Source organism: Wujia sp. (genome assembly GCF_056872695.1).
In genome coordinates this window covers 423,555-446,131 of record NZ_DBMFCD010000001.1, presented here as the reverse complement: position 1 = coordinate 446,131, position 22,577 = coordinate 423,555, and the positions used below count along the sequence as shown (strand labels likewise).

At 44.0% G+C, this 22,577-nt stretch carries 16 protein-coding genes; all 16 read right to left on the bottom strand.

The genetic code is table 11. The features are described from left to right. Positions 1 to 10: 10 nt before the first annotated feature. A complete protein-coding gene (gene smc / locus ACZQK9_RS01975; RefSeq protein WP_178016736.1) occupies positions 11 to 3,568 on the bottom strand; it encodes a chromosome segregation protein SMC in 3,558 nt (1,185 codons plus the stop codon). A 24-nt stretch (positions 3,569 to 3,592) separates the two neighbouring features. Then, a complete protein-coding gene (gene rnc, locus ACZQK9_RS01970; protein ID WP_178016735.1) occupies positions 3,593 to 4,285 on the bottom strand; it encodes a ribonuclease III in 693 nt (230 codons plus the stop codon). A 43-nt stretch (positions 4,286 to 4,328) separates the two neighbouring features. Next, entirely contained in the window at positions 4,329 to 5,351 is a 1,023-nt protein-coding gene (gene plsX / locus ACZQK9_RS01965; RefSeq protein ID WP_483269437.1) for a phosphate acyltransferase PlsX, read from the bottom strand. 204 nt (positions 5,352 to 5,555) lie between these two features. Beyond that, the gene (gene rpmF, locus ACZQK9_RS01960) at positions 5,556 to 5,735 is read right to left on the bottom strand and encodes a 50S ribosomal protein L32 (protein ID WP_021985575.1); all 180 of its coding nucleotides are present in this window, start codon (positions 5,733 to 5,735) and stop codon (positions 5,556 to 5,558) included. A gap of 101 nt (positions 5,736 to 5,836) precedes the next feature. Continuing rightward, a complete protein-coding gene (locus ACZQK9_RS01955; protein WP_483269436.1) occupies positions 5,837 to 7,027 on the bottom strand; it encodes an acetate/propionate family kinase in 1,191 nt (396 codons plus the stop codon). Positions 7,028 to 7,051: 24 nt separating this feature from the next. Next, a complete protein-coding gene (gene pta / locus ACZQK9_RS01950) occupies positions 7,052 to 8,056 on the bottom strand; it encodes a phosphate acetyltransferase (protein WP_178016732.1) in 1,005 nt (334 codons plus the stop codon). Positions 8,057 to 8,196: 140 nt separating this feature from the next. After that, positions 8,197 to 9,888 carry a diguanylate cyclase gene (locus ACZQK9_RS01945; RefSeq protein WP_483269435.1) on the bottom strand — a complete coding sequence of 564 codons (1,692 nt, stop codon included), beginning with the start codon at positions 9,886 to 9,888 and terminating at the stop codon, positions 8,197 to 8,199. 2 nt (positions 9,889 to 9,890) lie between these two features. Continuing rightward, on the bottom strand, positions 9,891 to 12,002 hold the full coding sequence (locus ACZQK9_RS01940) for a cell division FtsA domain-containing protein (protein ID WP_483269434.1): 2,112 nt from the start codon (positions 12,000 to 12,002) through the stop codon (positions 9,891 to 9,893). Between the two features lie 18 nt (positions 12,003 to 12,020). Further along, positions 12,021 to 12,659, bottom strand: a complete 639-nt coding sequence (gene coaE, locus ACZQK9_RS01935; protein ID WP_216506713.1) for a dephospho-CoA kinase — start codon at positions 12,657 to 12,659, stop codon at positions 12,021 to 12,023. Positions 12,660 to 12,722: 63 nt separating this feature from the next. Next, positions 12,723 to 15,353, bottom strand: a complete 2,631-nt coding sequence (gene polA / locus ACZQK9_RS01930; RefSeq protein WP_178016729.1) for a DNA polymerase I — start codon at positions 15,351 to 15,353, stop codon at positions 12,723 to 12,725. Beyond that, positions 15,346 to 15,885 (bottom strand): zf-HC2 domain-containing protein, encoded by a 540-nt coding sequence (locus ACZQK9_RS01925; protein ID WP_178016728.1) that lies wholly within the window; start codon positions 15,883 to 15,885, stop codon positions 15,346 to 15,348. The genes polA and ACZQK9_RS01925 overlap by 8 nt, the downstream gene beginning before the upstream one ends. Positions 15,886 to 15,974: 89 nt before the next feature. Next, the gene (gene ilvC, locus ACZQK9_RS01920; protein WP_021985583.1) at positions 15,975 to 16,994 is read right to left on the bottom strand and encodes a ketol-acid reductoisomerase; all 1,020 of its coding nucleotides are present in this window, start codon (positions 16,992 to 16,994) and stop codon (positions 15,975 to 15,977) included. A 63-nt stretch (positions 16,995 to 17,057) separates the two neighbouring features. After that, the gene (gene ilvN, locus ACZQK9_RS01915) at positions 17,058 to 17,549 is read right to left on the bottom strand and encodes an acetolactate synthase small subunit (protein ID WP_177986767.1); all 492 of its coding nucleotides are present in this window, start codon (positions 17,547 to 17,549) and stop codon (positions 17,058 to 17,060) included. A 63-nt stretch (positions 17,550 to 17,612) separates the two neighbouring features. Then, positions 17,613 to 20,036 carry a homocysteine S-methyltransferase family protein gene (locus ACZQK9_RS01910; RefSeq protein WP_483269433.1) on the bottom strand — a complete coding sequence of 808 codons (2,424 nt, stop codon included), beginning with the start codon at positions 20,034 to 20,036 and terminating at the stop codon, positions 17,613 to 17,615. Positions 20,037 to 20,045: 9 nt separating this feature from the next. Continuing rightward, positions 20,046 to 20,876 (bottom strand): purine-nucleoside phosphorylase, encoded by an 831-nt coding sequence (locus tag ACZQK9_RS01905; RefSeq protein ID WP_483269432.1) that lies wholly within the window; start codon positions 20,874 to 20,876, stop codon positions 20,046 to 20,048. A 23-nt stretch (positions 20,877 to 20,899) separates the two neighbouring features. Further along, entirely contained in the window at positions 20,900 to 22,459 is a 1,560-nt protein-coding gene (locus ACZQK9_RS01900) for a L,D-transpeptidase (protein ID WP_483269431.1), read from the bottom strand. Between the last annotated feature and the right edge of the window lie 118 nt (positions 22,460 to 22,577).

Below are 22,577 nucleotides of genomic sequence, written 5' to 3'. Positions count from 1 at the left end.
TTACACCTCCTTAATCATCGAGTTCGTTCTCTATCATATTCACCGATACAAGCGTCGAAACGCCTTTTTCCTGCATAGTGATACCATACAGGATATCTGCCGCTTCCATCGTACCTTTACGGTGTGTAATAACGATAAACTGCGTGTCCTTTGTCAGCTTGGACAGATATTTTGCAAAGCGCTTAACATTCGAATCATCAAGCGCCGCCTCAATCTCATCGAGCAGACAGAACGGTGACGGTTTTAAGCTCTGGATTGCAAAGAGCAGGGAAATTGCCGTCAAACTCTTCTCTCCACCGGAAAGCTGCATCATGTTCTGCAGCTTCTTTCCTGGCGGCTGTGCGATAATCTTGATTCCTGTTTCTAGCAGATCTTCCTCATCAACCAGCTCAAGGTCTGCCTTACCACCACCGAACAGTTCCTTGAATACTTTCGAGAACATGACGCGGATCTCCTTGAATTTCTCCGCAAACTGTTCCCGCATCGCACGGTCAAGCTCTGCAATGATATTTACAAGGTTTGCCTCTGCCTTGCATATATCATCATGCTGCGCTTTTAAGAACTCGTAGCGTTCCGATACCTGCTTATAATCTTCAATCGCATTGACATTGACATCTCCCAGTTGCTTGATCTTGTTCTTTACTGCCGATATCTCCCGTTTCAGTGACGAGATATCATCGAAACCGGCATCCTTATAATCCAGTGCCAGATTGTAGGTCAGCTCATATTCTTCCCACATGTAATTATTCAGGTTTTCCGCCTGTTCAGACAGCTTCTCGATTGACGCATTGATTTTGAACGCCGATTTGTCAAGTCCGTTGATCTGCTCAGATAACTCCTCCCGTTTATGGAAGAATTCCTTGTGGCTTTCGTTCATCACATCCTTGTCCTCGATAAGTTCCGCAAGCTTCTTCTCCTTGATCGCGATCATACGGATATTCTCATCAAACTGCTGTTTTAAGCTCTCCGTACGCTTCGTAAGCGTCGTAGCTTCCTCACTGCCATTGTTCCGCTTCAGATTCAGCGTCTGCAGGTTTTCCTTTGCCGTCTGTTCCTCCGTCTTAATACGGTGGATGTTCTGCATCAGGAACTCATATTGCTGCTGTACCGTATTGAACTCCAGATTTAGCTTGTTAATTGAATCTGATGCGCCCTGCAGTTTTCCCTTTTCCTCTGTTACCGCCTGTTCAAGCTTTGCAATCTCCGCTTCTAGTCCGTGGATTGCCTCCTCCTGCTTCTGATTGTTATCCTTTAATTCCTGTTTATTCGCATTGATTTCATCAATCTGCGTTGCAAGCTCCCCGTTCTCCCGGGTAATACCGGCAAATCCGCGTTCTACCTCGGCAAGCTTCGCCTGCACCTGTTCCAGATTCAGGGTATATGTATTCATACGGATATTCATATTCTGAATCTCTGTATTTAATTCATCACGGATTTCCTTTTGCTTCTCACGGTCTTCCGTCAAAATTACAATCTGCTTTTTATGGTCTTCTAATTGAATCGAAAGCTTTGCAATCTGTTCGTCGATTTCCTCAAGCTCCCGCTTGCGGCCAAGCAGATTTGACGTATTCTTAAATGCACCACCCGTCAGTGCACCACCCGGATTGATCAGTTCTCCCTCGAGTGTTACAATACGCAGACTCTGCTTATATTTCTTTGCCAGAGCCATTGCATGATCAATATGGTCAACAACAACAATCCTGCCAAGCAGATGACCGATAACCGATTGGAACTTCTTATCATATCCAACAAGCTCCGATGCTGTACCAACGACTCCCTGCTCATGCTTCACATCATTACTTACACCCGAACGATCAACGATCGATTGGATTGGAAGAAACGTTGCACGTCCATAACGATTCTGCTTCAGGTACGCAATCATGCTCTTGGCTGTTGCATCATCCTCGGTCACGATGTTCTGGATACTTCCGCCAAGTGCAGTCTCTATCGCCGTCTCATACCGCTTATCCACCTGTATAATATCAGCGACAACGCCGACGATCTTCGGATTCTTCGCCTTCTGCTCCATGACACGGCGGATACTGTTTCCATATCCTTCATATCGTTCTGTCAGATTGCGAAGTGCCTCCTTCTTCGATTTCAGACTGACGATCTGATTACTCGTTTCCGTGACCCCACGTCGGTTTTCTTCCAGCTTCCGGCTGTGATCCGTAATCAGGTTCTGCACAGCTGTAAACTGTCCATTCTTTTCCTGTAACTCACACTCTAACTCTTTGATTCCTGAAGTGAGCTGTGCTTCCTCCGTCTTTGCTTTTTCCTGTTCACTCGTATATTCAAGCAGACGTTTCTTAAGCTCTGTCTTACGAAGATTGATATTCTCCAGCATCGTATCGTACCTGCCGACCTTTGCCTTCAATGTACCGCCTTCATTTAAGTATTCGATAATATCCGCCTTGGCATCCTCAATTGCCTGTTCCTTCGAAGCAATATCCTGTTCAAGATCCTGATACTGTTTTTTTGCCTCATCGAGCACATCATCCGCCTGATCAAGTTTCTCGTCTAACTGGGATTTTTCTTCATATAATCCCGTCAGGTCCGCCTTGTGCTTCTCGAGATTCTTCGTCTCCTTTTCAATCTGTTCGAGAAGTCCTGCATCACTCTGCTGATATGAGAGAATCTGCTGGTTAATCACGTTCATCTCACCTTCTAAACGTTGATTTTGCAGTTTCTTCTCATGAATTTCATTTTTTTCCGCATCAATCTTCTCATTATAGGCTTCGAGCTGTTGTTCGATACGCTCATATTCTTCCTTTGCCGCATTGAACTCATCTTTTAGGCGGGACGCATCCGTCTCCACAATCGAGAGCTTCTCCTCGTAGGATTCCAGTTTCACCTGTGTATCATCCACATCCAAAAGAAATGCATTGATATCCAGTTTCTTCAATTCATCCTTGAATACCAGATACTTCCGTGCCGTCTCTGACTGTTCCTTCAAAGGTCCGACCTGTTTTTCCAGCTCCCCGAGAATATCTTTCACGCGCGACAAATTCGCCCGTTCAGTTTCCAGTGACTTCTCCGTTGCTGCCTTGTTCTTCTTATATTTTACGATTCCTGCCGCCTCATCGAACAGTTCCCGTCGTTCCTCCGGCTTTCCTGACAGAATTCTCTCAATCTGACCCTGACCGATGATTGAATATCCTTCTTTACCGATACCAGTATCGAAGAACAGGGAATTGACATCCTTCAGACGGCTGACAACACCATTGATCAGATACTCACTCTCACCGGAACGATACACGCGTCTGGCAACCGTTACCTCATTGTAATCAATCGGCAGACTGTGATCACTGTTATCCAGTGTGATTGCCACATATGCTGACCCCTGCGGTTTCCGAAGCTCGGTACCAGAGAAAATAACATCCTCCATCTTCGAACCACGCAGTTGCTTCGCACTCTGTTCGCCAAGTACCCAGCGCACAGCATCGCCGACATTACTCTTACCAGAACCATTTGGACCAACAATACCGGTGATACCATTGTTGAATTTAAAAATTATTTTATTTGCAAAGGATTTAAATCCATATATTTCAATGCTTTTTAAGTACATGTTTTACCTTACCATTCTATTGTTTTAGTTTCCATGCTGTTTTTGCAGTGTCTCCATCACTTCAAATGCTGCATACTGCTGTGCAGCCTTCTTGGAATGCGCTGTCTTCTGCGTCATTTCTTTTCCTCCCAGCAAGAGGCGTACTGTAAATTTCTTGTCATGATCCGGACCTTCTTCTGACACAAGCTCATATTCAAGCGTCAGCTTATGCTTCTGCGCATATTCCTGTAATGACGACTTGGCATCATGGAATCGCTGTTTATGCTCAATATCCTGTAAGAGCAGACGTTCTACATATGCCTGAGCCGGTTTCATACCTCCATCAAGATAAATGGCTCCAAGCACAGATTCAAACAGATCACACAAAATAGAATCGCGGTTTGCCCCACCGGTCTGCTTTTCTCCTTTGCTGAACCTTGCATGCTCTCCAAAGCGAAGTTCTCTTGCAATCTTAGACAGGGTAAATTCGCAGACCAGGCTGGAACGAAGCTTCGACAGTGTTCCCTCCGGCATATGTTTATAATGCACAAATAAATATCTGCTGACAATAAATTCCAAAATCGCATCTCCTAAGAACTCATAACGCTCATAAGACTCATATCTGCTAATCGTTTTTTCATTCACAAAAGACTTATGTGTCATTGCAGTTTCCAAATGTTTTATATCTTTAAAACTATATCCAATTGCTTCCTCTAATTCTCGAAACGATGCTTCCATTTCTATATTAATCCCCTCTTAGTCTCTCTTATCCGCCGTCTCATTATGCCTGCTTGTTCGAATTGTCAACCTCAAACGTATGGATAATCTGATCTGTTACATGTTTTTTCACAAAGCTGCGGCACTGTATGATTGCTGTGCGCACCTCATTATTCTTACAGTTTCCATGAATTTTTACAACCAATCCCTTCAGTCCAAGTAATGGAGCCCCCCCCTTATCATCTGCCATATAACGCTTAAACGTTTTCTTGATTGGCTTATAGATGAGTGCTCCTCCGATCTTCGTCTTTGGACTACTCTTCAATGTATCTTTGATTTCAGACATGAACATCTTTCCAAGCCCTTCAAAGAATTTCAGTAACACATTTCCGACAAATGCTTCACACACAAGCACATCTGCTGCTCCATTTGGAATATCTCTTGACTCCACGCTTCCGATAAAATTGATATCGTTGCATGCGCGAAGTAACGGAATGGTTTCCTTCACAAGTTCGTTTCCCTTCTCATCCTCTGCTCCAATATTGATGATTCCAACTCGCGGATTCTCAACGCCTTCTATATTCTTCATATAGATGGAACCCATCTTTGCAAACTGCACCAGATTCTCCGGCTTGGCATCCACATTTGCTCCACAGTCAATCAATAAGGAAGAACCATATCGATGTGGAATGAGTGGAGCCAATGGGGTTCGTTTCACCCCCTTCGCACGTCCGATCAGCAACTGACCTCCTGCAAGAAGTGCACCGGAATTTCCGGCCGAAATACACGCCTGTGCATTTCCTTCCTTCACTGCATTTAATGCAAGAACCATGGATGACGCTTTCTTCTTTCGGATTGCTTCTACCGGTGCATCATGGCAGGTAATTTCCTCTGTTGCATTTATAATCGTGATACGGGTTTTATCACAGCCATACTGCTCAATGTACTGTTTCAGTTCCTCTTCCTTTCCAGTCACAAGAAACTCCAGATCATCATATTCCGTCATTGCTTCTGAAATTCCCTGAATAAAATATTCACTTCCGTTGTCGCTGCCCATTGTATCTACTGCAATTATAATATTATCCATACGCGCCATGCCTTTCTGTCAAACTATATTTTCGACTTATATTCCCAATTGATACCAATTACATTTTCTTTTCCAAGATTCTGCATCATAACACATAATCCTATATATTATAGATGCATCCATATATTTCGTCAAGAAATCCACGCAAAAAAAGACTTTCCAACGAGAACCTCTCGATGAAAAGTCTTTTTTCATTTCAGTGAATTACTCAGCAGAGATGATTTCTTTCTTATTATAGGAACCGCAAGCCTTGCATACTCTGTGTGGCATCATAAGTGCTCCACACTTGCTGCACTTTACCAAGCCAGGAACTGTCATCTTCCAGTTTGCTCTACGCTTGTCACGTCTTGCTTTTGAACTTTTATTCTTAGGACAAATGGACATCCTTACACCTCCTTCAAGAATACACTTAAAATCACACTTTGCTTATTATACAAACAATTCTATATGATGTCAATGATATTTTTCATTTTTTAATAAAATATTTATCTGGTAAGTGCAACTGTCTCTCTTGCAATCGCAAGCTCTTCGTTTGTCGGTACAACATACACAGGAACTCTGGAACTCTCTGTTGAGATTTTTACTTCTTCTCCACGAAGCTTATTTACTCCGTCATCAATCTCCACGCCAAGATATCCAAGATGGCTGCATGTATCTTTTCTCACTTTTGGATCATTCTCACCAACACCGGCTGTAAATACAATCGCATCCACACCATTCATCGCTGCCACATAACCGCCGATAAATTTCGCTGCCTGATATGTAAATACGTTCATTGCAATTTCGCAGCGCTTGTCACCCTCTGCAATTCCCTTGTTCAGATCACGGAAATCACTGGACTTACCGGAGATACCATAGACTCCGGACTCCTTGTTAAGCATGCTGATGATCTGTGTCAGTGTCTTACCCTCTTTGTTCGCAATATACTCTATGATTGCCGGATCAATGTTGCCGCTTCTCGTACCCATTGTGATACCCTCTAACGGAGTAAGCCCCATCGTTGTATCGATGGATTTTCCGCCTTCGACAGCACAGATGCTGGCGCCACCACCAAGATGACATACAATGATCTTTGTATCCTTGATATCTTTGCCCAGAAGTTCAGCCGTTCTCTTCGATACGAAGCTGTGGCTTGTACCATGGAAACCATAACGGCGGACTTTGTATTTTTCATAATATTCATACGGAATGCCATAGGTATATGCATAATCCGGCATTGTCTGATGAAACGCTGTATCAAACACAGCTACCTGTGGAACACCCGGCATCAGTTCCTGACATGCACGGATACCAATCAGATTCGCAGGATTATGAAGTGGAGCAAGGTCACTGCACTCCTCAATTGCCGCAAGCACTTCCTCATTGATCAAAACTGCAGAAGAAAACTTCTCTCCACCATGAACAACACGGTGTCCAACCGCTGCAATCTCATCTAAATTGCTGATGGCGCCAAGCTTCTCATCGAGAAGATACTGAAGAACAAGCTTTACTGCCGCGCTGTGATCTGGCATCGGAGCCTCAATCTGAATCTTCTCCTTACCGGTTGCCTGATGCGTCAGCGAACCATCCAATTTAATTCTCTCACAGATTCCCTTCGCAAGCACCTGCTCTGTCTCTGAGTCGATCAACTGGTACTTAAGGGAAGAACTACCACAATTAATTACTAATATCTTCATATTCTCACGCTTTCTCTTACTATTCTATTTCTGGTCAAGTGCCTGTGCCTGAACAGCTGTGATTGCAACAACACCCACGATATCATCTGCGGAACATCCTCTGGACAGATCATTTACAGGCTTAGCGATACCCTGTGTAATTGGACCATACGCATCTGCCTTTGCCAGTCTCTGTACAAGCTTATAACCGATATTTCCAGCATCGAGATCCGGGAAGATCAGGACATTCGCCTTACCTGCCACATCACTGCCCGGCGCCTTGGAGGCTGCCACCTCAGGTACGATTGCCGCATCACTCTGCAGTTCGCCATCACACTTCAAATCCGGACATTCCTCGTTGACAATCTTACATGCTTCAATGACCTTATCAATCTCCGGATGATGTGCACTTCCCTTTGTAGAATGTGACAACATAGCAACAACCGGTTCTGCCTCTACCAAAAGTTCAAATGACTTTGCCGAACTCTCTGCAATTGCTGCCAGTTCTCTTGCATCTGGAAACTGATTTAATCCTGCATCTGAGAAAATAAATGTTCCATGTTCACCCATTTCACAGTTTGGTACTACAACCAGGAAAAATGCCGATACAAGCTTCGTATCCGGTGCTGTCTTTAAAATCTGTAATGCCGCACGCAGTACGTTGGCAGAAGAATTTACCGCTCCCGCTACCATACCATCTGCATCTCCAGCTTTTACCATGATACAGCCAAAATACAACACATTCGTCAAAAGAAGCTCCTTTGCTTCTTCCGGTGTCATACCCTTCTTCTTACGAAGTTCCACCAAAATGGATACATAATCATTTAATTTGTCACAGTCATAAGGATCAACAAATTTCGCACCTGTCAAATCCAATCCTTCTGCTTTCTTTATAATTGTCTGTTTATCACCAACCAGAATAATGTCGGCAATTTCCTCCTGCAGAATCTTATGCGCTGCCTCTAACGTACGCATATCCGCAGTTTCCGGTAATACGATTGTTTTTTTGTTCTGTTTTGCTCTTTTTTTAATTGAATCAATAAATGCCACTGTTCTTCTCCTCTGCTTTTATAGTTTCAACTCACATCTTTTTACATTATAAACAAATCAAGGTTTGTATACAACCAAAAATCTGTAATTAAATGTCTTTTTTCACGTACAATTTTAATCTATAATTCAGAATCTCAAGTCTACACTTCATCCACTGCCGGATTGTCAACAACCAGTCTGCCTCGTCCATTTCTTTTACCATAGTACATAGACTTATCCGCACGATTTACAAGGATATTTGTATCCTTACAGATTGTCGGATATGAAGACAGACCAATACATACATTGACCGGAATTTCCTTGTCATCATAGTGCACAATTGTTGTCTGGATTTCTTTATGCATTTCCTCTAAGATTGGTAATGCCTGCGTTTCATCGTAGCCCGGTAACACAAGCAGGAACTCCTCTCCACCATACCGACAGGCAAATCCCCCATGTGCCCTTGCATATTTATCATCGATAGACGCCACCATCTTGATGACCTTATCTCCGGCAAGATGTCCATATGTATCATTGATACTCTTAAACTTATCAATATCAAACAATGCTACTGATAAAGGCTTCTGCGTTTTAGTCGCCTCTTCTGCTGCTTTCGCAAACAGTTGTCCAAAATAGACACGATTGTAAATCTGCGTCAGACCATCCTTTCGTGCCATATCCTGTGTCTGTAAATACAACTTAGTACTCTTGACAGACACATTATATTCAACCAGACATGTTTCATAATAGGAAATTCCTTTTTCAAAGAATTTCTCCTCATCAGAAGCAATCAGCATCATGCCATATTGCTTATTATCATTGATCATAGCAAGCTTGACCAGACTTTTTATATTTGTTTCTCCTATAAACCGCAGTTCCTTTAACTCGTCCCCTGTTACAATTTCAGTTGTCTTTCTGCTATTTGCAAAGTTATCATATATTTTTTCAAAATCTTTGCGTAATCGTCTTTCCATAGATGCATAATCCGTTTTAATTATACATATCCCATGGTTTTCCGGACTAACAGACGCATCCATATAAACTGCACACAATTTTGGATTTTTCACATCCATGATTGCATCTACAATCACGTTAATATTTTTATTGATATCAAACGAAGAAGCCATATACCGCATGATTTCTGTCTGGGACTCAATCTCACGGTTTGCCTGTTCCAGATCATTTACTACACGCGCCAGTTCAATCTTCTGGTAATTCACCCGTTCGTTTACATTTTTGACCTTCTCCTGATATTCTTCCAATTTTGCATTTTTATCCTGTATATCATTCCGTTCTAACATAAGCTGGGAGTAATATGTCTCATATGCATCATTGGAATACTCCAATAATTCTGTCACAAATAACAGTGTCACAACAAAAATCGCAAGCACCAGCACATAACAAAACCAGAATGTTTCTTTTCGGAACTGCAAAGACAGACACAAATTGATAAACATTGGTATAACAAGCATCATTTTTCGAACCAGAATTGTTCCCTTGTCATAATGTGAACCAAGAACAACAAACTCCAGTGCAAGCAAAAACAAGATTATAAACATACCGACGAGCAGTACACCCTCATATGGAACAAATGATACGAAAATACTGTATGTACAGATTTCAACAAACCGAAAAGCTGTCAGAATCTTCATATTTCTGAATACACCCATGTGATAAAACACACTGTCAAACAACGCAAACAGGAATACCACCGCTGCAAATGTCACACAGACTGGCGTATTGTCAGTGAATTTCATGACACGTGACAACACGGTAAGCAAAACTATAAATACATAAAAGATCTTATGATATACTGTATAATTTTTAATGAGCTTTTCCGTAATATCCTGCATGTCTAGTTCTCCCAATAAATATCAATCACTGCCCCTTCATCGATTGGCTGTATAAATTCTGCATGTACACCATTTACATTTGTGACAAGCCGCTTTCCACGCATCGTAGAAAGATCAAATGGATATACATCCAGAATATCCACAAAAGTGTAACTCTGTTTTCCTGTCAGAGTTACAGGCGTTTTGTTCACAACAACCGTGATTGCACGGTTTACATCCGCTGCTGGCCGGGGTTGTGACACATCTGTCTGTTCTGTCACTGTTTTTCCGGCTTCTGCCGTCTCCGATTCTGTGGCGGCTGCTTCCTCTACGGCTTCTACAATCTCATCATCCGGAATGATTGGTGTCTCTTCCTTGCGCGTGACAAACTCCACCTCAAAATTCTCATAGATCTTCTCATCTTCATCCGCGATCTGATGGTTCACATACGCATAAAAATCTGTTGTCAGGTCCATAAACGTGCGCAACTGTCCAACAGTATAATAATTGCGCATGCAGACATCATCACCGTCCTGAATCCGATACATGGACGATGCAAATTCGCCATTTACCGTTGCAAATTTCGGGCAGGATACCTCATTTCCATTTACCTTGAAAGTGAGCATACCTGCATACTCCGGCAGAGACGATAATTCTATTTCCGCTGATTTTCCTTTCGTGGAAGGCTGAATCCGGATATTGTCATTCGCTTCGATCACAGCATTCATGCCGGTGGTTTTTCCGTTCTGTGTGATTAGCGCAGCTTCCCCGCTGTATCCACGTACAATCCGCGTCTTCTCATTTATCTTAAACGTGATATCGTCACCCCGTTTCGGGAAGATATCCTCGTTTGGAATACCATATTGGACTGCAGCATCAAAGATTGTCAGTTTGTCATTATTATACAGCTTCACACGTTCGCCATTCACATTGACAAAGATGAAGTTGTTCTTCTGATCAAAGAAGTTCAGGCAGATACCAATCGGTGTCACATAGAGTGGATCTTTTTTGATTCCCTCCACCTGAAAATCAATTGTATTCATCACTTCTTCACCGCGCAGAGCCACTCGTTCTGCCGGAAGATTCAGATTTTCTGCCAGCGTATCCGTAAATCCCGGCAGTTTACCGCCACCACCAACTACAAACACAGCGCTGACGCTTGTTCCACCATTTAATTCTATAATCTTGTCTGTAATTTTTTTCGAGATTCCCGTTTTTACCTCCTCGGTTGTCCGATAGATTTCCTCCGGAGTAATCTTGTGGGAGATTCCCATGATATCCTTATATGTAACTGATTTCCGACGCGCACTGACCGTCTTTAACTTCTCTGCAGTCTGGAAATCAATCAGATATTTCTTTACCAGTGCCTCGGTCAGCTCGTCTCCGGCTGCCGGGATCATACCATACGCGATCACACTTCCGTCCTTTGTGATACAGATATCCGATGTTCCGGCTCCAATATCGATCAGTGCAATATTCAAAAGGCGGTACTGCTCCGGAATCGCCACCGTCATCGCTGCAATTGGCTCCAGCGTAAGGTTTGATACATACAAACCAGCCTGTTCCACTGCTGCATACAGACTGTCCACTACCTCTTCCGGGAGAAATGTCGCAAGCACATCTGCCGCAATCTTTGTTCCCTTGTGCCCTTCCAGATTCGTGATCTCGTAATTATTCAGGAAATATTTCACAACCGTATAACCAACACAGAAATATTTCGTTGTCTCATGGCTCTCATTTAATTCCCGCAGGATCTCATTGTGTGCCTGCTCCACACCGATCAGATCGATTGAATGGATATATTCCTGTGTAATAACCGTATTCTCAGAGAATTCATATTCCCCGTGTCCAATTGCAGTCTTTAAAACACGACCAGCCGCCGCAATGCATACATCATGCAGCTTTCGTCCGCCTAATTGTTTCTCTAACTGCTGTTTTACTTCGGTAATATCCTGACTGACTTTTGCTATATCATGAATCTGTCCATCAATCATAGAACGGGTATCATGATATTTGACAGCCATCGCAACTACATGAAACCGCTCCTGTTCTCTGTATCCGACTGTACCGACAATGCTTCGCGTACCGATGTCCAGTCCAAATATTAAAGGTTCCGGATATTTCACTGTTGCCACGCCTGTTTCCTCCTGAAATTAATCTTTTTTGCCATGATTAGTTAAAATTATAGCATCTCCAAGTAAGATATTCAACCTATCTTTTAGTTGTTTTGATGAATTTTCATAGTCTAATTGATTATTTATAGTGAAATCTGCATATTTTCTATAGTACGCCTCCGGCTCCTGACTACGAAACATTGCCTGGCAGCGTTCCTCGGTATAGCCTCGCTGTTTCATCAGTCGTTTGATACGTGTCTCTTCATCCACATAGATATACCAGATCTCATCGCAGATTTCCTTATATCCATCCTGAATCAGAAGCGCCGCCTCAATCACATAGATCTTCACACCCTGTTTTCGTTTTTCTTCGATATCGTTTCGGATCCATGCTTTTACTGCCGGATGTGTAAGTGCATTCAGCTGTGAAAGTTTTTCCTTGTCTGCAAATACAATCTGTGCGAATTTTGCCCGGTCGATCGTATGCGGTGTCTCCGGCTGCAAAATTTCCTTGCCAAATGCTTTCACAATAGCCTCATATACCGCCTGTCCCGGTTCCATCAGCATATGTGCAAGCTTATCCGTCTCAACAATATATGCTCCATAAAGATTGGACAAGTCATATAATATTTTACTTTTTCCAGAGCCAACGCCTCCGGTAATTCCCAATATCAGCATTCTGAATCTCCTGTGACTATTCCGTTATACTATCATTTATCCCCTGTCTGTACATACCTAGTTTTACTTTGCATCATACCAGCTGTTTCCGACATTTGCATCTACAAGAAGTGGCACGGAAAGTTCTGCCGCGTGTGTCATTTCATCCACCAGAAGCTTCTGTACTGTCTCTAATTCTTCCTTTTTTGTCTCTATGATCAACTCATCGTGGATCTGAAGGACAAGCCTTGACTGCAAATGTTCTTCCTTCAGCCGGCGATTGACGCGCACCATTGCGATTTTAATGATATCTGCCGCTGTTCCCTGTACCGGCGCATTCATTGCCGCACGCTCACCAAAGCTACGTGTCATAAAATTCGAAGAAGCAAGTTCTGGAATCGGACGTCTCCGTCCAAACATCGTGACAGTATAGCCATTTTTCTTTGCATCCTCCACCGTACGGTCTAAGAATTCCTTAACCTTCCCGTAGGTTGCAAAATACTTCTCGATATAGCCCTCTGCCTCTTTTCTGGAGATATCAAGATCCTGTCCTAAGCCAAAAGAACTGATACCGTAAACAATTCCGAAATTCACCGCCTTTGCCTTCCGACGAAGTGTGCTATCCACCTGATCGAGTGGTACATCGAATACCTGTGATGCCGTGATCGCATGAATATCCTCATCCGCCTGATATGCTGCAATCAAAGCCGCATCCCCGGACATATGTGCAAGCACACGCAGTTCGATCTGAGAATAATCGGCATCGACAAACACCGATCCCTCCTCCGGGATAAATACCTTACGGATTTCCCTGCCAAGGGGCATACGCGTCGGGATATTCTGCAGATTCGGATCAGCGGAGCTGATACGTCCGGTCACGGTTACCGTCTGATGGAACTTACCATGAATCCGTCCGTCTGCACGGATATAGCCAGCCAGTCCCTCTGCATAGGTCGAGTTCAGCTTCGTAAGCTGACGGTATTCCAAGATCTTCGGTATGATCGGATGTGCATTTGTAAGCTTTTCTAACACCTCCGCACTCGTCGAATACCCGGTTTTTGTTTTCTTTCCATTCTTTAATCCCAGCTTTTCAAACAAAATTTCTCCAAGCTTCTTTGTAGAATTAATATTGAATTCTTCCCCGGCCATTGCATGGATTTCTGATGTAAGCTCCTCAATCCGCGTGCGGAGCTTCTCCCCATATTGATGCAATGCCTCGCCATCGACGCGGATACCATTTTTCTCCATCTCGAATAATGCGTACAGGCAAGGAAGCTCCATTTCATCATAGAGTGTTTCCATTCCTGTCTGTTTTAAGTTCTCACGCAAAACAGCCGTTACCTTATATGGCACGATTGCCTGATATGCCATCCATTTTTGCAGTTTTGCATCCTCAAAGGAAAAATATCCAAGTTTTTCCTTGCCAAGCACTTCCTTCTCTGATGGAAGTGTCAGATCCAGATACACCTTTGCAAGCGTATCGTATTCATACTCCGACTGGTTTGGCTGTAACAGATATGCCGCAAGTCCTGCGTCAAATACCGCATCCTCCTCATGAAAATCCAGAAACGGAAGCAATCTCTTCACATGCATGCACGCTAACTGCACCTGATAATCCCGTCTCAGTGCAAGCAGATTGTCTGCAACCATCGCCTCCGTGATAAACATCATAAACCGTATCAGATACACATGTTCCAAATCCATACAGACCGCGACGCCAAGGGCTTCATGATCCTGTGTAATCCACGCAAAGGAAACCTCCTTTGCCTTTTGCAGCTTTCCAAGCAGGGCATTGTAGCTGTCGATCTCATCAATTAGTATCGTCTCGAAGGTCAGTTCTTCCTTCTTCTCGACCAAAAACCGCTTATAAAAGCTCTTTAACTCCAGGTCCTCAAATAACGTATACGCCTCCGCATTAAACGGATCGTGATACGCTGCCTCAGAAAACTCAAACGGAATCGGACAGTCAAGTTTAATCGTGGCAAGCGTCTTGGACAGATACGCCAGATCTTTATTCTCGATCAGGTTTTGCTTCATCTTGCTTGCCTTCATACTGTCTACCGCTGCGTAGACTCCATCTAAATCACCATACTCTGCCAGAAGCTTCGCCGCTGTCTTCTCGCCGATTCCTGGTACGCCCGGAATATTATCCGATGTATCACCCATCAATCCTTTCATATCTATAAAAATCAACGGCGTTACACCGTACGTTTCCTGTACGTTTTTCGCATAATAATCCTCAACCTCTGTCTTGCCGTGTTTTGTCTTTGGGATACGCACAAGTACCGTGTCTGTCGCAAGCTGCAGTAAATCCCGGTCACCCGACAGAATCGTAACGGCAAACCCTTCTCGTTCGCCCTTCTTAGAGAGTGTTCCGATCAAATCATCTGCCTCAAAGCCTTCCTGTTCGACAATCCTGATATGCATTGCATGCAGGATTTCCTTGATTCTTGGCATCTGCTCATGCAGTTCCTCCGGCATACCTTTCCGGGTTCCCTTGTACGCCTCATACATCTCATGTCGAAATGTTTTCTTCTTTAAATCAAAGGCAACACATATATGTGTTGCCTGTTCTTCCTCGATTATCTTCAGGATTATATTTAAAAAACCATAAATTGCATTCGTATGTCTCCCATCATTCGTTGTCATATCCGGGATACCATAAAACGCACGATTCATGATGCTGTTTCCGTCAATCAGTAATAATTTATTCATCGCTCTCCGTCTCCTCACTTTCCGGGTGGGTTATTTGATATTCACGTAACTTCTCATAAAAGGTTGATTCCTTCGTTTTCTGTGCAACCTGCACTTCCTGTACAATATCATTTAAGCAAACGGACATCTCCGAACCAAATGTATCGTAAAAATAAGTATCCCCCTGTGCTTCCAGTTTCATCCGTTGTTCAATGTTATAAACCTTATCCAGACATTGATTATATACGAAAAACAAAGAAACAACGATTGCCCCAAAAACAAGTCCAAATGTTGAAAATTTGAAACGCTTCGCCTGTTTCACTCGGTGATCCAGACGGTTCAGTTCATTCTCCAGATCCTTTGCAAAATTCTGTGACAGCTCCTGGTTATTATCGACCTGATGCATCCCCACGATCAACGTATAGTAAATCTCCAGTTCTTCCCTGCAATTTTTACAGTACCGCATATGCTTTACGAAATCCGGGATTACATCGTCCGGAAGTTTCTTCTCTATGAATGCCATAATATTTGATTGTGCTTCCAAACATGTCATACCTTACACCACCTGTCAGAATTAATTATTATAAACAAAAAACAAAGAACCTAGATCGAAACGGATCTAGGTTCTTCAAAATGTGTATCTTAGTTATCGATCAGCTTTCCTTCACCATTCCAGCTATATAACTTACGAATTTCCTCGCCAACCTTCTCTGATGGATGCTCAGAAGCAAGCTTTCTAAGAGCCTTGAAGTGAGCCTGTCCACCTGCAGATGACATATCAAGCAGGAAGTCTTTTGCAAATGTACCATCCTGAATATCTTTCAGGATCTTCTTCATTGTCTTCTTTGTCTCTTCTGTTACAATCTTAGGACCTGTGATGTAATCACCATACTCTGCTGTGTTAGAAATAGAATATCTCATACCTGCGAAGCCTGACTGGTAGATCAGATCTACGATCAGCTTCATCTCATGGATACACTCGAAGTATGCATTTCTTGGATCATAACCAGCTTCGCAAAGAGTCTCGAAACCAGCCTGCATAAGTGCACATACACCACCGCAAAGAACTGCCTGCTCACCGAAGAGGTCTGTCTCTGTCTCTGTTCTGAATGTTGTCTCAAGGATACCGGCTCTTGCGCCACCGATTCCGAGACCGTAAGCAAGTGCAAGATCCTGTGCCTTACCTGTCGCATCCTGATATACAGCGATCAGACAAGGTGTACCCTTACCAGCCTGGTACTCACTACGTACTGTATGACCAGGTGCCTTCGGTGCGATCATTGTTACATCAACATCCTTAGGTGGAATAATCTGGTTAAAGTGAATATTGAAACCATGTGCAAACATAAGCATGTTGCCTGGCTCAAGATTTGGCTCAATATCGTTCTTGTAAAGACCTGCCTGCAACTCATCGTTGATCAGAATCATGATGATATCTGCACGCTTCGCTGCTTCTGCAGATGTATATACTTCAAATCCCTGTGCCTCAGCCTTAGCCCATGACTTACTTCCCTCGTAAAGACCGATGATGACGTGGCATCCGCTGTCCTTCAAGTTCAAAGCATGTGCATGTCCCTGGCTACCATAGCCGATGATCGCAATTGTCTTGCCATCCAACAGTGACAAATTACAATCTTCCTGATAAAAAATCTTTGCTGACATTATCATATCCTCCTGATTTTGTGAAAAATATTTATCGTTACTACTTAATCGTAAGTAATGACCTTAGTTTCCGCTTACAGCGCCTCTTGTAAGACCTGTCAAGCCTGTACGTACCATCTCGGAAATCTCGAACCCATCCAGAAGCGAGATAAATGCTTCAACCTTGTTGACATTTCCTGTAATCTCTATCATAACGGAATCCGTTGATACATCAACGACCTTTGCACGGAATACATCTGTCAGGGAAATAATCTGCTGTCTCTCCTCGAGGCTTGCCTTAATCTTGACAAGCAGAAGTTCACGGCAAACAGACTCTCCATCCTTCAGTTCTGTGATCTCACAGACATCCTCAAGCTTTAAAAGCTGCTTTTTAATCTGGCTCAAGATACGATCGTCTCCGCTCACGGCTACCGTCATACGGGAATATCTCGGATTCTCTGTCACACCAACTGATAAGCTGTCAATATTATATCCTCTACGGCTAAACATTCCGGACACACGGCTCAGTACACCGGATGTATTATCTACCAAAAGGGATAAGACCATTTTTTTCATAAAATGTTCCACCTTTCTCCTATTATTTCGTCAAAAATCATTATGTGCTATTTTAACCCTTTGTCACTTGTCTGTCAATAGTTTGTCAACAAGCTTTACCGCCTCGTTTGCATCCTTAGAATACCCGTCTGCGCCAATCTCATCCGCAAAATTCTGCGATACAACAGCACCTCCGATAATAACCTTATATGGAAGATGATTTGCCTGCACGTATTCAACTGCATCCTTCATCCGCATCATCGTCGTTGTCATCAGTGCGGATAATCCAATGATATCTGCCTGCTCCGCCTTTGCTGCTGCAATGATCCTGTCAAGCGGTACATCTTTTCCTAAATCCACAACCTTATAGCCATAGTTTTTCAGCATCAATACAACAAGGTTTTTGCCGATATCATGGATATCGCCCTCCACCGTCGCCATGATGACAGTGCCCTTTGGCTTTGCATTCTCTTCAATATGAAGCAGTGGCGTAATATACTCAATAGCAAGATCCATCGCCGTCGCACCCGCGATGAGCTGTGGCAGAAAATATTTCTTCTGCTCAAACAATTCACCGACCTTATTAACTGCCGGAATCAGATCCTCATCGATAATTGCCTGTGGATTCTTACCTGCTTCTAATTCCTTCTTTACATTCTCCACAATGCTGCCTTTGTTGCCTTTTACAACATCATGATAAACCCGGCTTCCTTCCTCGGATACACCTGCCACATTCTTTGCAGCCGTCTGTTCCGTCTGGGACAATGCAACTACATTTTCTACGTAGATATTGTCTGAATCTTCCTTGGCAAGCAGCAGATCTGCCGCCAGACTCGCATTGACAAGCATTGCCTGTCCCGGATTACAGATTGCCATGGTCAGACCGTTTGCGATTGCCATTGTCAAAAATGCAGTATTCACATTGATTCGCTCTGGCAGGCCGAACGAAATATTCGACAAACCGCAGATTGTCGGGATCTGCAGATCATTCTTGCAGTACGCAATCGTATCGAGTGTCTCAAGCGCCGCCATCCGGTTTGCACCAACCGTAGCAACGAGACCATCAATGATCAGGGAATCCCTCGACAAGCCTTCCTCGTCCGCGATCTCCAGCAGACGGCGGATAATCTCTTTTTTCTCTTCCAGATTCTCCGGCAATCCCTTATCCGACAGCGGAAGTAAAATCGCCATCGCACCATATTTCTTCGCAATCCGCATAAGCGGACGGCATTTCTTTTCTTCCAACGAAATGGAATTAATAAGCGCCCGTCCCGGATAGATCCGGAGTGCTGCCTCTATAATCTCTACGTGACTCGAATCAATACACAGCGGAAGATTCGTCACAGAAATCACTTCGTAGACGGCACGTTTCATCATCTCCAGCTCGTCAATACCATTCATACCCATGTTGATATCCAGAATCTTCGCACCGCGTTCGGTCTGCTCCTCTGCCATCTGTACGACCAGATCCATGTTCCCTGCACGAAGCATCTCCTGCAGTTTCTTCTTGCCGGTCGGGTTGATGCGCTCACCGACGACCAGGAAATTGCCATCGAGATGAATTTCCTGCACCGCACTCTCACTCGACAGGACACGTGTGCAGACCGGTTTTGTTGCCTCCGGTTCCACGGAACGAACCGCTTTTTTTAGCATCTCGATGTGCTTCGGTGTCGAACCACAGCAGCCACCAACTGCTCTGGCTCCGGCTTCCACCAGCGCACGACCATATCCGGCAAATGTCTCTGGCGTCATTGTATATTTTGTCTCACCGTCAATCAGCTCCGGCATACCATTGTTGGGCTTTGCAAATACAGGAATTGTCGCGTATCGTACCATACGTTTGACAAGTGTTTCCATCTCCTTCGGTCCGGTAGAACAGTTAATACCGACTGCATCCACACCAAGCGACTGCAACACAATCACAGATGCCTCCGGTGTAGAACCAAACAGTGTCTTTCCATCGCTGTTAAATGTCATGCTGACCATAACCGGCAGATCACATACTTCCTTAATTGCGATTACACATGCTCGCGCCTCTGCAAGACTCATCATCGTCTCAACAAAGAACAGATCGACACCTGCTTCCACAAGGATCCGTGCCTGTTCCTTATAGACATCCACCAACTCTTCAAACGCCAGATCTCCAACCGGCTGGAGCTGTCTGCCGGTCATCGTCATATCACCTGCGATAAATCCACGATGGTTCTCCTGTACAACCGCCGTCCGTGTCAGATCAACTAACTGCATATTCATCTCGTGGATCTTATCTTCGAGATGATACTCTGCAAGCTTGATCCGGTTTGCTGTAAATGTCGGTGCAAGCAGAATATTCGTTCCTGCCTGGATATATGCACGCTGTAACTTGATCAGGTGCTGCGGATGCTCCAGAATCCATTTCTCCGGGCATACACCGACCGGCATGCCTGCCTGCATCAGGTTGCTTCCGGTTGCTCCATCTAACATAACAATCCGTTCTTCAAATAATCTGTGAAAAATCTTTCTATCCATAATCTTGTCTTATCCTATTTCTGCAATAAATTTGTATATCAGTGTCTGGAAATCTTCTGCAATCTTATCCGCAGTTTCCTGTACTTCCTTATGGTTTAATTCCCCGGTACTCATGCCTGCCGCCATGTTTGTCACACACGATACCCCGACGATCCTCATACCTGCATGCCGTGCTGTCATCGCCTCGCATGCGGTACTCATACCGACCAGATCCGCGCCTAGTGTCCGGAACATACGGATCTCCGCAGGTGTTTCATAATTTGGTCCGGTTGTCTGTAAATAAATGCCCTCTTCAAGCTCGATCCCCTGCATTTTCGCAACTGCATCCAGACAATCACCAAGCTCTGCATCATACACATGACTCATATCCGGAAACCGTGTACCAAATGCTTCGATATTTGCTCCGATCAGCGGGGATGGCACAAACGATCCAATCTGATCCGTGATACGCACCAGTGTTCCCGGCTTATATGATGAATTTATGCCACCTGCCGCATTCGTCAGAATCAACGTCTCCGCACCAAGCATACGCATCACCCGCACCGGCATCACGACCTCCTGCATCGAATACCCCTCATAATAATGTACGCGCCCCTTCATGATAATCACTGGGCACGTCTCCACTTTCCCAAGCAGAAAACATCCATCATGTCCTGCCACCGTCGATACCGGGAAATGCGGTATCTCACCATATGGAATCTTCGCATCAATCGTCAGACGATCTGCGAAATCCCCTAATCCGGAGCCAAGCACCAAAGCCACTTTGGGTGTATAGGGCAGGCGTGCCCGCACATAGGAGGCCGCTGCTTGCAGCTCTTCATACGTTATCTCTTTTTTCATCTCGCATCCTCCTGCAAATCCTGTTATTTATTTACAAAGGTGACTTCCTCTCTCCAATAGCACACGATCGGCATGCCTGCTTCCACATACTCATAGAGCTCTGCAGCCTTATCGACGGGCAGATTCACACAGCCATGGGACCCGCTGTAGGTATAAATTTCTCCTCCGAACTTTCCACGCCAGTTCGCGTCGTGCAGACCGATACCACCATTAAACGGCATCCAGTATGTCACCGGAGTCTCATAATCTTCACCAATCAGAGTCGCATGCATCTTCTTATAAGAAAGGCCATACAGGCCGCCCGGTGTCTTGTGTCCCGGCATCTGACCGGTTACACAGTCGCTATCCCATTTCAACCTTCCGTTTTGATAATAATATACGTGTTGGTTCGTCAAGTCAATCTCCACATAGGTGGAACCAATATCATTCTGATCACACAACGCATAGCCACGGCGTTTGCATGCCGGTTCTTTCGTAAAGCTTTTTTTCTTTAACAACAGCTCATACAATTCCTCTGCCTCGGTCTCCGCATCAATCACCCAGCCATAATATCCACCATGTACCAGAATTGTCTTCCTGTCATGCGTCGTAAATTCCCGGTCGGTATCCGCCGTCGTGAACCGATCCCTGAACTTCTCGACATACGACTCAACATTGCTCCTGCTGATTTTTATACTGCCATCTGAACTGACATATGCCATCTTTGTCAATTCTTCCCTGGGGATGGTATATGTATAGGAGCCAAAATCATACACCGCTTCGATATTTACAAATGCATCCGCCTTCTCCTTTGTTTCCAGAATTGACTTTGAATCTGCTAAAATACGGGCCGGAATATAACATTCTGCGGCTTCCACATCCAGAGAAGTATCATAATTTTTCAATGCATTTAATACCTTGTCATATACTTTTCCTGTATCCAGTTTCGTTCCCAGCTCTTCCGGAATGATTTTTGCCTCACCATCTTCTAAAACAACCTTTGCATCCTTTGATTCAACCATTTTCGCCGGATTCATGGCTGACGCCGTCTGCAGACAAGCCTTCAGCTTTTCCCTGTCACAATTCACAGTATAGTCAATTTTATAATCATAGCTGTAAAAGCTGTTTACAAACCATAAAAATGGCGAATTCTTCTTTAGCAGTGCATCCACAGATTCTGTCAGCATAACATCTGAATCGGCATCTCCCAATGCAAACGTAAAATCACTGTCCCTGAACTTGATATCCAGAATATAATTCCGCGCATCAGCAAGCAGCATATTCTCCACAGATTTTACAGTTTCTCCTGCGACATTCTTACCGTTGATTGTCGTATTTAACCCAAAGCAATGCATATGGAAGATCACACCACCAATGTAAACAGCCAGTAAAACGGCAACAGCCGTGATTGTCACCGTGCGTATCATCCGTTTTTTTCTGCGGTACCGATACACAGAAGGGTCGATAAACGGATCCTGCTCATAAAGATTCTCAGACTTGTCATCCGCATCCTTGGATTCTTCCACCTGTTCCATTTTATCTGCTTCCGCGGAACTTTTTTCCTTATTTTTTATTTCCTCTCTGTCCTTTTTTTCCCTGCTCATACTTACATCCTTTTTATTTATTATACAGATTTTTGATTCTGTATCATTGGTACGTTCGTATCATATCTTATAGATTGTATGATTGCAACCAGATGCAGAAAGAATTGCCTCTTTGATG

Coding starts and splice junctions, on each gene's coding strand:
- ACZQK9_RS01900 (WP_483269431.1), bottom strand. CDS start 22,459: ATGAGCAGGGAAAAAAAGGACAGAGAGGAAATAAAAAATAAGGAAAAA.
- ilvN (WP_177986767.1), bottom strand. CDS start 17,549: ATGAAAAAAATGGTCTTATCCCTTTTGGTAGATAATACATCCGGTGTA.
- ACZQK9_RS01945 (WP_483269435.1), bottom strand. CDS start 9,888: ATGCAGGATATTACGGAAAAGCTCATTAAAAATTATACAGTATATCAT.
- smc (WP_178016736.1), bottom strand. CDS start 3,568: ATGTACTTAAAAAGCATTGAAATATATGGATTTAAATCCTTTGCAAAT.
- polA (WP_178016729.1), bottom strand. CDS start 15,353: ATGAATAAATTATTACTGATTGACGGAAACAGCATCATGAATCGTGCG.
- rnc (WP_178016735.1), bottom strand. CDS start 4,285: ATGGAAGCATCGTTTCGAGAATTAGAGGAAGCAATTGGATATAGTTTT.
- ACZQK9_RS01910 (WP_483269433.1), bottom strand. CDS start 20,036: ATGGATAGAAAGATTTTTCACAGATTATTTGAAGAACGGATTGTTATG.
- ilvC (WP_021985583.1), bottom strand. CDS start 16,994: ATGTCAGCAAAGATTTTTTATCAGGAAGATTGTAATTTGTCACTGTTG.
- ACZQK9_RS01925 (WP_178016728.1), bottom strand. CDS start 15,885: ATGACATGTTTGGAAGCACAATCAAATATTATGGCATTCATAGAGAAG.
- ACZQK9_RS01905 (WP_483269432.1), bottom strand. CDS start 20,876: ATGAAAAAAGAGATAACGTATGAAGAGCTGCAAGCAGCGGCCTCCTAT.
- coaE (WP_216506713.1), bottom strand. CDS start 12,659: ATGCTGATATTGGGAATTACCGGAGGCGTTGGCTCTGGAAAAAGTAAA.
- rpmF (WP_021985575.1), bottom strand. CDS start 5,735: ATGTCCATTTGTCCTAAGAATAAAAGTTCAAAAGCAAGACGTGACAAG.
- ACZQK9_RS01955 (WP_483269436.1), bottom strand. CDS start 7,027: ATGAAGATATTAGTAATTAATTGTGGTAGTTCTTCCCTTAAGTACCAG.
- plsX (WP_483269437.1), bottom strand. CDS start 5,351: ATGGATAATATTATAATTGCAGTAGATACAATGGGCAGCGACAACGGA.